Genomic DNA, 12,439 nt, shown 5'->3' on the forward strand with positions numbered 1-12,439 from the left:
TGTGGTTAGAGCCTTTTCGAAATCGTCAAGCGATTGGAGAAGATTAACTAATCCACAGTGGCTTATTCCAAGTGTATCACTTGGGCTTTGGCAGTAGCTAACTGCACTAAATATAATATAAGGAGTGTAAGAATGGCTCAGATACTTTATCTCATGCGCCACGGAGAAACTTTATTTAACACACAAAAACGGGTTCAGGGGTGGTGCGATTCCCCTTTGACTGAAAAAGGTATTGCTCAGGCAAAGCAAGCCAGAGATTATTTTCAGAAACAGGGAATTTTATTTGACAGAGCCTATTCTTCAACCCAAGAACGAGCGACAGATACTTTGAAACTGATTACCGATCTTCCCTATCAGCAGTTGAAGGGGCTCAAAGAAATGAATTTCGGTATTTTTGAGGCTCAGCCAGAGCTTTTACTGCCAAAATTCAGACCGGGCAGCAATTCTTTCGAGGATTTACTGGTTCCCTACGGCGGTGAGGATATTATTCAGGTCGGTCAGCGTGTTTATGATACGATTACAGAAGTACTTGCCGGTGAAGAAGAACAGACAAATCTCATGGTCAGCCACGGGGCAGCTCTTTACGGTCTTATTTTAAAGCTTGAGCAGAAGCTCCCGCAGGGATTTCGTTTTGGCAATTGCGCTGTCTGTCAGTTTGAGTATTCTGCCAGCCAGCTGAATTTAGTCAGTGTCATTGATCCGCTGACTGAACAAAAAATTGAACTATAATTGAATTATAAAGGAGATTTTAGTCCAGTGCGAATACTTTATCTAATGCGGCACGGGCAAACACGCTTTAATGTGCAAAAGCGCATTCAGGGAGCCAGTGATTCGCCGCTGACTGAGCTGGGTATTGAACAGGCCAAGGCTGCTAAGCATTATTTTGATCAAAAGGGAATTGTTTTTGACAGCATTTATGCCTCCACGCAGGAACGGGCCTGTGACACAGCTGAATTAGCCAGCGGACGAACTGACTACCTGCGGCTGAAAGGGCTGAAAGAGCAGGATTTTGGCGCTTTCGAGGGTCAGCAGGAATACCTCAACCCTCCCTTGCAGGGTGATATCGGTTATGGTGACTATTTTGTAACTTACGGCGGGGAATCGTATTTAGATGTTCGGCAGCGAATGGAACAAACGATCCGTCAGGTGTTGGAAGCTGAAAAAGACCCTTCAAGCATTCTTATGGTCAGCCACGGAGCAGCTATTGCTCAGTTTTACCGTCAGGTCATCGCCAACTATCCGCCTATCCGCATGACTAACTGTACAATTTTAAAATTTACTTATGAAAAAGGCCGATTTGATCTGCTGTCTGTTACTGATCCGGTTCAGGACAAAAGGCTGTATATCAAGGAAGAAGAGCGCTGATCAATGAATCTGATTGCGCAGACTGCATAGAAATAAAAGGAGAAGCAAATGACAACTTTAAAACCATTTCCAGACGGATTTTTATGGGGAGGCGCGACAGCTGCCAACCAATGCGAAGGGGCTTATGATGCTGACGGCCGCGGATTGGCTAATGTTGATGTCGTACCGATCGGTGAAGACCGTTTTCCTATTATTGCCGGAAAAAAGAAAATGTTCGACTTTGAGGACGGTTATTTCTATCCGGCCAAAGAATCCATTGATATGTACCATCATTTCAAGGAAGATATTGCGCTTTTCGGCGAAATGGGCTTTAAAACCTACCGTCTGTCGATTGCCTGGACACGCATTTTCCCTAAGGGAGATGAAGCAGAACCTAATGAAGCCGGTTTGCAGTTCTATGAAGACTTGTTCAAAGAATGCCATAAGTACGGTATTGAGCCGCTGGTGACCATTACGCATTTTGACTGTCCGATGCATCTGATTAAAGAATACGGCGGCTGGCGCAATCGTAAGATGTTAGAGTTTTACGAACGTCTCTGCCGCACCCTTTTTACGCGTTATAAAGGACTGGTCAAGTATTGGCTGACTTTCAATGAAATCAATATGATTCTTCACGCGCCGTTTATGGGTGCAGGTCTCTATTTTGAAGAGGGCGAAAACGAAGAAGAAGTGAAGTATCAGTCTGCTCACCATGAATTGGTCGCATCAGCTATCGCAACTAAATTAGCTCACGAAATTGACCCTGATAACAAGGTTGGCTGCATGCTGGCTGCCGGTCAGTATTATCCAAATACCTGCAATCCTGATGATTACTGGAAAGCTATGCAGGAAGACCGTTCCAACTATTTCTTTATCGATGTGCAGGCGCGCGGGGAGTATCCAACTTATGCTAAAAAGCAATTCGAGCGCGACGGTCTGAACATTGTCATGACTGATGAGGACCTGCAGCTTCTGAAAGAAAACACCGTTGACTTTGTTTCTTTCTCTTATTATTCCAGCCGTGTTGCTTCTGCCGATCCAAAGGCAAATGAAAAAACACAGGGAAATATCTTTGCTTCCATTAAGAATCCTTATTTGAAATCGTCAGAGTGGGGCTGGCAGATTGATCCGCTTGGTCTTCGGATTACTTTAAATACGATCTGGGACCGCTACCAAAAACCAATGTTTATTGTTGAAAACGGCCTTGGTGCAGTGGATGTGCCGGATGAAAACGGCTATGTTGAAGATGACTATCGCATTGATTATCTGCGCGAACATGTCAAAGCCATGAATGCTGCGATCAATGAAGATGGTGTTGAACTTTGGGGCTATACCACTTGGGGCTGTATTGATCTGGTATCAGCAGGAACAGGTGAAATGAAGAAACGGTACGGTTTCATCTATGTTGACCGCGACAATGCCGGCAATGGCACTCTTAAGCGTTCCAAGAAAAAGTCGTTTGGCTGGTACAAGCAAGTCATAGCGTCAAATGGAACAGACATTGATTAAGGACAAAAAAGCGGCTTAAGCCGCTTCAGACTGAAGAAAAAGTCTATTTTCTCAAAAAGTAATATTTTGTTATGATACTTTCCTTAGGTAGCACGGACGGTAGCGACTTCCTTCGGAATTCCATACCTAGATTTTGAGCCTAGGTCTCAAAATCTCCGAGAAGCAGAAACAGTAAGTTTCTGCCTCTTTTGCTACATCGGAAAGTATCGGGGCAGGTTTTGATCGTTTCTATATTATTTTACAAAATAGAAAAGTGATACTATTTTATGTTGAAATTTTAGAGAAAATTTAGTTTTGAGAGTTTGTCTACAACCTAAAGCGGCTTAAGCCGCTTTTTAAGGTTTGGTATTTCAACGAGAAAACGTCAGGCGATTGGTTTGTTGTGATAAAACTTGAAGTTTAGAAAGTTTGGTGATGAGTTGGACACAAAGAAAATAGGGTTGAAGCAGCTGTTGATTTATTTGCTGGGAATTGTTATTTTGGCAGCGGGAATCTGTCTCAATACGAAAACACAGTTAGGAGTGTCTCCTGTTATTTCGGTTGCTTATAATGCTGCACAGATTTTCAAGCTTTCGATTGGGACAGCCACATTTATCTATTACTGTTTTTTGATTTTCCTGCAGTATTGCCTTTTGAGGAAGAATTTTGAAGCGGTACAGCTGCTGCAGGTCATTGCCAGTTTTTTGACCAGTTTTTTTATTCAGCTTTATGACAATATTTTACCTATACCGCAAAGTCCGTTGTCCAAGTGGCTGCTGCTTTTTATAGCTATTGTATTAACCGGGGTCGGCGCTTCCTTAACAATTGCCATGCAGGTCATTCCCAATCCTGCGGACGGTCTGGCAAATACGCTGGGTTTTGTCTGCCGCAGAAATTTCGGTTTTGGCAAAAATCTTTTGGATGCCGCTTGCATTCTCATTGCCTTATTTTTAGGCTGGTTTTTCAAACAGGGCTTTTTAGGTATTGGGCTTGGGACAGTTGTTGCTATGCTGATGACCGGGCGGGTTATTGCCTTTTGCCATCCCTGCTCGGAAAAGCTGCTGACAAGATTGCACAATCAAACCGCAAAATAGCAGCCGATAAACATCATCTGTCTTTTGAGCTAATAAGAATTGCTTGTATGTACCCCTTTAGATTCTTGAGCTCATCTGGGATAATGCACTTGGCAGGTCTGTGTCGCTCAAGGAAAGCAGCAAACGAAAACCTTAGCTTTCATCTGATTTTAGTGTATAATAGAGCTTATGAAACTTAATAAAAATTATATTTTGTATCCTGTTTTCGTTTTTGTCATTTGCTATGCAGCTATGACAAATTGGTTTAAGGGAGCAGAATTACTCCATACTTTCTTTTCTGCTCTGTCTCCTTTTTTAGCGGGCGCAGCAATCGGCTATATTGTCAACATTGTCATGAGTGCTTATGAAAGGCTGTACGATAAGCTGCTAAAATCACCTCAGCTGCAAAAGGCTAAGCGTCCTTTGACCATGGTTTTGGCTTATGCTACTTTTGTTCTTGTTGTCACATTAATTTTCACCATTGTCCTGCCGGATTTGATTGCCAGTCTTCAGTCACTCTTAGCTATCGATCCCAAAGACATTCAGGCGCTTATCAATGACGTTCAGCACAACAAATGGGTTTCAAAAATTTTAGCAGCCTTTGGGACAGAGACACAGCTCAGCAGCTTAATCTCGGATTACAGCCGGCAAATTTTAAGTCAGTTTTTAGGTGTATTGACCAATGTTCTGGCTTCGGTAACATCTATTGCCTCAGCCGTAATTTCCATTTTTGTCAGTATCATTTTTTCCATGTATGTTCTGGCCAATAAGGAAAAATTAGGTTATCAGTTTAATCTTCTGGTAGATACTTATCTTGGGCGTCATGCTAAGAAAGTCCATTATCTTCGTGATATCTTACATCAGCGCTTTCACGGCTTTTTTGTCGGTCAAACCTTAGAGGCTATGATTTTGGGCAGTCTGACTGCAGTAGGGATGATGCTGCTTGGTTTGCCTTATGCCGCGACTATCGGTATCTTGATTGCTTTTACAGCCCTAATACCGGTTGTAGGTGCCTATATCGGGGTGACCATCGGTCTTATTTTAATCATGACCCAGTCATTTTCACAGGCCATCATTTTCCTGATTTTTATCGTTCTTTTGCAGCAATTTGAAGGCAACGTCATTTATCCGAGAGTGGTCGGCGGCTCAATCGGTTTGCCGTCAATGTGGGTGCTTTTGGCTATTACACTTGGCGGCGCATTGGCAGGGATTGTCGGCATGCTGGTTGCAGTTCCGATTTTAGCCAGTCTCTACCAAATCATCAAAGACCATGTTTATAAAAAACAAGCTCAAAAGCAACGTCAAGGCAGTTAAAAGCCTTGGCTTTTTGCTATTCTTTTAAAATAGTATGATAGTATCAGATATTAAAAGAATGGCACTATCTTTTTACAGGCTTCGTGACTTATAATAAAGCTAGAAAATCATTAGGAGTATATAGATGGACAGAAAGATTGTTTTTTTGGATGTAGACGGAACTCTGGTGGATTATCACAATCGCATTCCTCAGTCAGCCATAACAGCTATCCGCAAGGCGCGGCAAAATGGTCATCTGGTCTTTATTTCAACAGGACGCAGCCGGGCAGAAGTACAGCCGGAACTTTGGGCTATCGGTTTGGATGGTATGATTGGCGGCAACGGCTCTTATGTGGAATATGACGGTCAGGTCATTATGCACCAGCTGCTTTCTCCTGCGGAGGCTAAAGCTGCTGTTGATTGGCTGCACGAACGCGGCCTGGAATTTTATCTGGAAAGCAACAACGGCCTTTTTGCCAGCAGGAACTTCAAAGAGCGTGCACGCGAAACCCTCAGAATTTATAGCATGCGCAAAGGGAAAACGTCAGCAGAAGTTGAACATCAAGAGGTCGAAGATGCCTTGCACGGTCTTGTTTTTGGCGGTGACCTTTACCGTGATGACCTCAACAAAATCAGTTTCGTACTTGATTCTTATCAAGACTATCTGGATGCCCAAAAAGCCTTTCCTGATCTGAAAGTCAGAACTTGGGGCGGTCGAGGAGAAACAGCGCTTTTCGGTGATTTGGGTGTCAAAGATATCACCAAGGCTCACGCTATTGATGTCCTCTTGCAGCATCTGGCTGCCGATAAACAAGATACGGTTGCTTTTGGTGATGCCAAAGTGGATATTCCTATGCTGGAATACTGTGAGACAGGGGTTTCCATGGGCAATGGCGGACCTGAAATTTTAGCCATGGCAGATATGGTGACAGATGATGTTGAAGACGACGGACTGTTTAACGCCTTTGAAAAATTAGGACTGCTTGCTGATTAAAGATAGATTTTCTTAAGATAATTGAAAAGAAACAGCAATTAAAGAGTAAAAAGAGTCGTTTAGACTAAGTAAAACGGTTTCTATCGTTATAAAAAATAACTAAAGACAGGACAAGGAATTTAGCGGAAAAATTTTTTAAATTCGGTCCTGTCTTTTTCTATATAGAAATAATTGATTTTTCAAAAGAAAAATTGTATACTTAAAATAATTCTATTTAGAAATAAATGCAAAGGAGATCACATGATTGAACTAGCAAGAGGCGGTTATTTAATCAGTCACATCAATCTTTTGAACGGGCGCCTGTTCAACAGGCTTCTGGCTGACGAAGAAGGAGCTGTTTATTCAGGAGAGCAGGGCAAAATTCTGAGCTGCCTTTGGCTGACAGAGCCCTTGACAGCAACGGATATAGCCATAAAGACCGGACTGGCTAATAATACGCTGACTAAGATGTTAAAGCGCTTAGAAACACAAGGCTTAATTGTTTCACAGCCCCATCCTAAAGACAAACGCAAGCGCTGCTATTATTTAACAGATCTGGGAAAATCGCAGCAAACTGTCGGCGAGAAAGTCAGTCAAGCCTTAGGCCAAATTTTTTACAAGGGTTTCTCGCAAGAAGAAATTCAGCAGTTTGAAAAAGATCTGACTAAGGTGATGCAAAATTTAGAAGCCGCCAGTCCCAGGTGGAAGGAGAAACTATGATTCGTTTTGAAAATGTCAGCAAGTCTTACGGACAGGAAAAGGTGCTGGATGACCTCAATTTTGAAGTTGAAGAAGGGGAATTCTTTGTCCTAATCGGCCCCAGCGGCAGCGGCAAAACAACAACGCTAAAGATGATCAACCGTTTAATTGAACCCAGTCAGGGGAAAATCTATTTGAACGAGCAGGCTGTCACAGCCCTTCCTTTGCGGGATTTGCGCCTGTCGACAGGTTATGTTTTGCAGCAAATTGCTCTTTTCCCGAATCTGACAGTCAGGGAAAACATTGAACTGATTCCTGAGATGAAGGGTTGGCCAAAAGAGGAGCGCTTGGAAAAAACCAAGGATTTACTCAATAAAGTCGGACTGGGTGCGGATAAGTATTTGGAGCGCTATCCTAGAGATTTATCAGGCGGCGAGCAGCAGCGGGTCGGGATTTTACGAGCTATCATCGCTAACCCTTCTATCCTTTTGATGGATGAACCGTTTTCGGCTTTGGATCCGATTTCTCGAAAACAGCTGCAGGATCTGACGCTTTCTCTTCAAAAAGAGCTAGGGATAACAATCGTTTTTGTGACTCACGATATCGATGAAGCGAAGAAGTTAGCGGATCGGGTAGCTGTTTTTCAAAAAGGGAAAATCGTTCAGCTGGCCAGTCCTAGGGAAGTTGAGAAGTCTCCTGCTAATGCATTTGTGGCAGACTTATTTGGAGGTGACAGACAATGACGGATTTAATCACGACCTTCCAAGACCGTTTTGCTGATTGGCTGCAGTCCTTAGTGGAACACTTGCAAATTTCTTTGCTGTCGCTCTTACTGGCTATGATCCTTGCGATTCCTTTGGCCATCGTCATCAGCCACCGCAAGCGTCTGACAGAGATTGTTTTGCAGATTTCAGGGATCTTTCAGACCATTCCTTCTCTAGCATTATTGGGACTTTTTATTCCCTTTGTAGGGATTGGAACAGTGCCGGCTGTTACTGCTCTGGTTATTTACGCGCTTTTTCCCATTTTGCAAAATACCATCACAGGTCTAACGACTATTGACCCCAGTCTGGTTGAAGCTGGTCAGGCTTTTGGGATGACTAAGTGGGAGCGGCTTAAAAAATTCGAACTTGCTCTGGCTATGCCGGTTATGATTTCCGGTGTCAGAACAGCAGCCGTCATGATTATTGGAACAGCGACCTTGGCAGCGCTGATAGGTGCCGGAGGTCTTGGTTCCTTTATTCTGTTGGGGATTGACCGCAATAACAGTTCCTTGATTTTAATCGGTGCCATTTCTTCAGCGCTTTTAGCGATTTTGTTCAATCTGGCTATCAAGATTTTGGAAAAAGCATCTTTGAAAAAGATAATCTTGGCCTTTTTGATTATGATAATCGGTTTGGGTGCCTCTTATCTGCCCAACATGATAAAGGCCAGCCAGAATAAAGAAGAGATTGTTATCGCCGGCAAGATGGGACCTGAACCTGAAATTTTGATTAATATGTACAAGGAATTAATCGAACAGGACAGCAATCTGTCGGTGACGGTCAAGCCTAATTTTGGTAAGACAAGTTTCCTGTATGAAGCCTTGAAAAAAGGGGATATTGATATCTATCCGGAATTTACAGGAACTGTTACTGCCAGTCTGTTAAAGAATCCTCCTCAGACATCTACCAATCCACAAAAGGTTTATCAGGAAGCACGCGACGGGATTTTAAAACAAGATAATCTTGTTTATTTAAAACCGATGAAATACCAGAATACCTATGCTGTAGCAGTTAAAAAAACCTTTGCCAAGGAAAACGGCCTTCAAACAATTTCTGACTTAAAGAAAGTCGAAAATTCTGCTAAGGCCGGCTTTACTCTGGAATTTAATGACAGAGAAGATGGCAATAAAGGTCTGAAAACTCTTTACGGTCTCAATTTGCAGGTCTCTACCATGGAGCCGGCTCTGCGCTATCAAGCCATTCAAAATGGTGATGTTGCCATAACAGATGCCTACTCAACAGATTCAGAAATTAAAGCCTATAATCTGCTGGTTCTAAAAGATGATAAACAGCTCTTCCCGCCTTATCAGGGAGCACCTTTGCTCAAGGAAGAATTGCTGAAAAAGCATCCGGAACTCAAAAAGATTTTAAATCGTCTGGCTGGTAAAATCACCGAAGCCCAGATGAGTGAGATGAATTATCAAGTCAAGGAAAAAGGCAAATCTGCAAAGACAGTAGCACACAACTATCTGAAAAAAGCCGGATTGCTGGATTAACCTCACTTTACCCACAGAAAAACAGCTGCCAGTGACAGCTGTTTTTGCTTGCAGCAAGCATCTATCATTTTTTAAAGTAAAAAACAGAAGACAAGCGGTAGCTAAATCGTTTGTCCCTGTCCTTTTTAACCTATCCTAAAAATCAGTGAGAAGAAGCGCCCGAAGTCGCATCAGCAGCTCCTGCATCGGTGCTGCCTGATGCCCCTGAGGTTGCGTCGCTGCCGCCGGAACTGCTGTCAGAAGCACCTGAAGTCGCGTCAGCCCCTGCAGCACCGCCGACTAATCTTTGACCGGTTGTCTGCAGATACCAGTCCAGCCAAGGTCTGAAATTAAAGACAATTTCGTTGATTCCTGCAAAAGAACCATCCGGATAGTACATCGCCTGATAGTTATGGGTGTTAATCACAGACGGATTTGGGTTTGGAACAAGTGTGCGGACGTATTCTTCGTTGCCGTTGCGCAGGCTTCCGATGACCCATTCGACATTTTTCATTCGTTCAGGGGGAAGACTGTTGTGAACCGTTGACAAGCGGCTGCCTGATTGCGACGGTACACGTTTGGCAAACATGGTATCTGGATCTTGATGAGCGTTATTATAATATAAGAACTGGTTGTTGTCATCAGAATATGTTAACTCGAAAGGCATAGCCTTCAAGAACATATTGATCTGGTCAACTGTCAAAATACCGTGATCCAGTTTGACATAGGTATCTCCTGAAACAGCACCTGTAACCTCAGCAACTTTTTCAACCCATTCGGGATCGTCCGGATCAACTTCTGTAACAGATGTTGCAATAGGATGGTTGCAGTCTAAGTCTTCTGGTTCAATTGGTTTTGGTTTTTGCAATTTTGATACCACTCCTACATAACTTACAAAATTATCTAAACAGGTTTCCAAAAATTCGACAGTGCCTTTGTTAATAATATTGCCCTTATCATCAAAAGCTTCTTTGGCTTTGCCGAGCAGGAATTCATTTCCCGGAAGGGTGTAGGCATTAACTCCCGGTGCATCTAGAATTTTTCTCAGATGAACCTGTGCGCGTGATGTTCCTTGATCGTAGTAAGAAGCACCGACAATCATGACCGGTTTGTTTTCAAAGGGATGTACCTCACAGGAAAGCCATTCTAAAACGCTTTTTAAGGCAGCAGTGATGGTGTGATTGTGTTCAGGGGTCGCAATAATAACACCGTCTGCGCGTGTGATTTTATTGTACAAAAGCCTCAGCTGGAAGCTTTCTTTCCAATCCTGATCCTGATTGAACATCGGAACTTCATCGATTTCTAATACTTCCAATTCAAATTTCAATTTAAATTGTTTTCTGATGAATTCCAATAATTTGCGATTGTACGATTGCTCTGCATTTGAGCCTACAAGTCCTACAAATTTCATGTTATTTTCTCCTTTAAATAAGATACAAAGGGCGTGAAGAAAGCGAGAAGAAAATAGGAGCCTCGCGCCATGCGCTGGCGCATCAGACAGGCTGTCTTTTTCTCGACGCTTTCAGCCCGTGTTCAATCCGCTTTATAAGCTTTCCCAATCAAAATTTTCTGCTTCTTTGTGCAGAAGTTCCTGAGCACTCGACAGTTTTTCAGTGATTTTTACAAAAATACGAAAATCATCAAAAACAGCGTCAAGCTTTCGGAAGGTATCTAAATCAGTAAGATTGCCTTCTTTATCAAAAGCTTCTAAAGAGTGGGACAGTAAAAATTCATCTGGAAGGACACTGGCCTTGATTTCCGGAGCATTGAGGATTTGGCGCAGCTGCAGCTGTGCACGTGATGAGCCCAGTGTTCCATAAGAAGCCCCTGTAATCATAACAGGCTTGTTTAAAAGCGGATAGATGCCGTAAGACAGCCAAGCTAAGGCACTCATCAAAGCAGCAGGAACCGAATGGTCATATTCAGGTGTGCCAATGATGACACCGTCAGCAGCTTCAATCTTAGCGGCTATTTCAGTTACTTGTTCAGGGAGTTTTTTATCGGCCGGTTTGTTGAATAAGGGGAGGTCTTTGATTTCGACCAGTTCAATATCAGCCTTATCAGCAAAGTGTTTTTGCATGTATTGCAGCAATTGGCGGTTGGTGGATTTTTTTGAATTTGTACCAACTAACCCAATAAGTTTCATCATGTCATACCTCTTTCTTTAGGTTTAGTAAAGGGGGATAAAAGTATTTTTTAAGCCGTTTGAGACGGCAAGGCGGTCATCTCTGGTAATGATGATGCCTTCGATATGTTTGGTTTGATTAATTGTCTCCATAGCCAGCGCTATGGGCAGACCAAACAGACGGGTCGTCCAAATCTCACCGTCAAGCGACAGATCGGAGATAATACTGAGACTTGCCATTTGTGTTTCGATTGGATAGCCTGTGTTTTTATCAAAAATATGGTGATAATCTTTTCCGCCAACTTGCAGGTGGCGTTCGTAAATGCCGGATGTGACGACAGACTGATTAAAGACTTTAACAATCCCAACATTTTGATTGCGCGGTTTTTTAGGGTTTTGAATACCGATATGCCAGAAACCGCCGGGACGTTTTGAGTTAGGTCCGTAGACTAAAAGATTGCCGCCCAGATTAATCATAGCAGAAGCAGCGCCTTGATTTTTTAAATAGGCAATAATCTTATCGGCAATATAGCCCTTTGCCAGAGCACCGAGATCTATCTTCATTCCTTTTTGGGCCAGAAAGACTGTCTGTTTTTGAGCATCCAAAATAATATTATGCGGGTCGATGAGCTTTAACTGTTCATCGATCTGAGACGGATCCGGAAGATGGGCATCATCAAATCCGATGCGCCAAGTCTGTACCAGAGGTCCGATAGCAATATTAAGATTGCCGGGTTTCTCTAAACTGTGTTCTTTTCCGATTTGGATTAATTCAAACAAATCAGGATGAACTGCAACGGCTTTCCGGCCGGCCTGATGATTGACAGCCATTAGTTCTGAATCATCACTGTTGGCGCTGAAGCGGTACTCGTAGATGTTTAAAAGTTGGCAAGCACTCTCGACAAGTTCTTTGGCATTGCTGGCTTCAACCACGATATCAATCGTTGTTCCCATCAGGTGCAAAGTTTGCTGTGCCTGCAATTGTTTCACCTCCCTTAAAATGGTTCTTATTAATATGATAGCGTTTTCTGAAAGTAAAATCAAGTTGAAAATTAAAAAGAAAGTTAAGCGGGTGCTTAACTCAGACCGAAGACAAACTTCTTTTTGGAGGTTTGTCTTTTTTTAAAATTCTCCAGAAAGTATGTCCTGAGGTGACAATAACTAAGGCATTTACTTGAATTTGACCAAAATAAAAAGGCTTTCCT

General features: G+C 42.8%; 12 protein-coding genes. 9 read left to right on the forward strand and 3 right to left on the reverse strand.

Translation table 11 applies throughout. From position 1 onward, the window contains the following. Positions 1-132: 132 nt before the first annotated feature. The 9 genes from AC4HAF_RS09985 (at position 133) to AC4HAF_RS10025 (ending at position 9,130) form a co-directional block, all read left to right on the forward strand. Positions 133-729, forward strand: a complete 597-nt coding sequence (locus AC4HAF_RS09985; protein WP_491090389.1) for a histidine phosphatase family protein — start codon at positions 133-135, stop codon at positions 727-729. Positions 730-774: 45 nt separating this feature from the next. Next, on the forward strand, positions 775-1,365 hold the full coding sequence (locus AC4HAF_RS09990) for a histidine phosphatase family protein (RefSeq protein WP_491097641.1): 591 nt from the start codon (positions 775-777) through the stop codon (positions 1,363-1,365). A 48-nt stretch (positions 1,366-1,413) separates the two neighbouring features. Then, positions 1,414-2,853 carry a 6-phospho-beta-glucosidase gene (locus AC4HAF_RS09995; protein ID WP_491097642.1) on the forward strand — a complete coding sequence of 480 codons (1,440 nt, stop codon included), beginning with the start codon at positions 1,414-1,416 and terminating at the stop codon, positions 2,851-2,853. A gap of 419 nt (positions 2,854-3,272) precedes the next feature. Next, complete coding sequence (locus AC4HAF_RS10000; RefSeq protein WP_491090394.1) at positions 3,273-3,926, forward strand: YczE/YyaS/YitT family protein; 654 nt, start codon at positions 3,273-3,275, stop codon at positions 3,924-3,926. A 168-nt stretch (positions 3,927-4,094) separates the two neighbouring features. Then, entirely contained in the window at positions 4,095-5,219 is a 1,125-nt protein-coding gene (locus AC4HAF_RS10005; RefSeq protein ID WP_491097643.1) for an AI-2E family transporter, read from the forward strand. A 124-nt stretch (positions 5,220-5,343) separates the two neighbouring features. Further along, positions 5,344-6,192, forward strand: coding sequence for an HAD family hydrolase (locus AC4HAF_RS10010; protein WP_491097644.1), 849 nt, complete (start codon positions 5,344-5,346; stop codon positions 6,190-6,192). Between the two features lie 240 nt (positions 6,193-6,432). Then, a complete protein-coding gene (locus tag AC4HAF_RS10015) occupies positions 6,433-6,891 on the forward strand; it encodes a MarR family winged helix-turn-helix transcriptional regulator (RefSeq protein WP_491090398.1) in 459 nt (152 codons plus the stop codon). After that, positions 6,888-7,613 carry an ABC transporter ATP-binding protein gene (locus tag AC4HAF_RS10020; RefSeq protein WP_491090399.1) on the forward strand — a complete coding sequence of 242 codons (726 nt, stop codon included), beginning with the start codon at positions 6,888-6,890 and terminating at the stop codon, positions 7,611-7,613. Before AC4HAF_RS10015 ends, AC4HAF_RS10020 begins: the two co-directional genes overlap by 4 nt. Next, on the forward strand, positions 7,610-9,130 hold the full coding sequence (locus AC4HAF_RS10025; RefSeq protein ID WP_491097645.1) for an ABC transporter permease/substrate-binding protein: 1,521 nt from the start codon (positions 7,610-7,612) through the stop codon (positions 9,128-9,130). Before AC4HAF_RS10020 ends, AC4HAF_RS10025 begins: the two co-directional genes overlap by 4 nt. Positions 9,131-9,272: 142 nt before the next feature. Here the strand turns inward: AC4HAF_RS10025 and AC4HAF_RS10030 are convergent, their stop codons facing one another. From AC4HAF_RS10030 to AC4HAF_RS10040, 3 genes are all read right to left on the reverse strand, one after another. Continuing rightward, positions 9,273-10,520: an NAD(P)H-dependent oxidoreductase gene (locus AC4HAF_RS10030; protein WP_491097646.1), complete on the reverse strand. Its 1,248-nt coding sequence runs from the start codon at positions 10,518-10,520 to the stop codon at positions 9,273-9,275. Positions 10,521-10,652: 132 nt separating this feature from the next. Then, positions 10,653-11,255, reverse strand: a complete 603-nt coding sequence (locus AC4HAF_RS10035; RefSeq protein ID WP_491097647.1) for an NADPH-dependent FMN reductase — start codon at positions 11,253-11,255, stop codon at positions 10,653-10,655. 24 nt (positions 11,256-11,279) lie between these two features. After that, complete coding sequence (locus tag AC4HAF_RS10040) at positions 11,280-12,215, reverse strand: FAD:protein FMN transferase (RefSeq protein WP_491090403.1); 936 nt, start codon at positions 12,213-12,215, stop codon at positions 11,280-11,282. Positions 12,216-12,439 lie beyond the last annotated feature (224 nt).

Source organism: Streptococcus sp. ELY_90, from assembly GCF_058314475.1.

What these genes read in the sequence shown, in the direction of transcription:
- AC4HAF_RS09990 (WP_491097641.1), top strand. Translation starts at nt 775, where the DNA reads ATGCGGCACGGGCAAACACGCTTTAATGTGCAAAAGCGCATTCAGGGA.
- AC4HAF_RS10005 (WP_491097643.1), top strand. Translation starts at nt 4,095, where the DNA reads ATGAAACTTAATAAAAATTATATTTTGTATCCTGTTTTCGTTTTTGTC.
- AC4HAF_RS10025 (WP_491097645.1), top strand. Translation starts at nt 7,610, where the DNA reads ATGACGGATTTAATCACGACCTTCCAAGACCGTTTTGCTGATTGGCTG.
- AC4HAF_RS10015 (WP_491090398.1), top strand. Translation starts at nt 6,433, where the DNA reads ATGATTGAACTAGCAAGAGGCGGTTATTTAATCAGTCACATCAATCTT.
- AC4HAF_RS09985 (WP_491090389.1), top strand. Translation starts at nt 133, where the DNA reads ATGGCTCAGATACTTTATCTCATGCGCCACGGAGAAACTTTATTTAAC.
- AC4HAF_RS09995 (WP_491097642.1), top strand. Translation starts at nt 1,414, where the DNA reads ATGACAACTTTAAAACCATTTCCAGACGGATTTTTATGGGGAGGCGCG.
- AC4HAF_RS10030 (WP_491097646.1), bottom strand. Translation starts at nt 10,520, where the DNA reads ATGAAATTTGTAGGACTTGTAGGCTCAAATGCAGAGCAATCGTACAAT.
- AC4HAF_RS10020 (WP_491090399.1), top strand. Translation starts at nt 6,888, where the DNA reads ATGATTCGTTTTGAAAATGTCAGCAAGTCTTACGGACAGGAAAAGGTG.
- AC4HAF_RS10010 (WP_491097644.1), top strand. Translation starts at nt 5,344, where the DNA reads ATGGACAGAAAGATTGTTTTTTTGGATGTAGACGGAACTCTGGTGGAT.
- AC4HAF_RS10035 (WP_491097647.1), bottom strand. Translation starts at nt 11,255, where the DNA reads ATGAAACTTATTGGGTTAGTTGGTACAAATTCAAAAAAATCCACCAAC.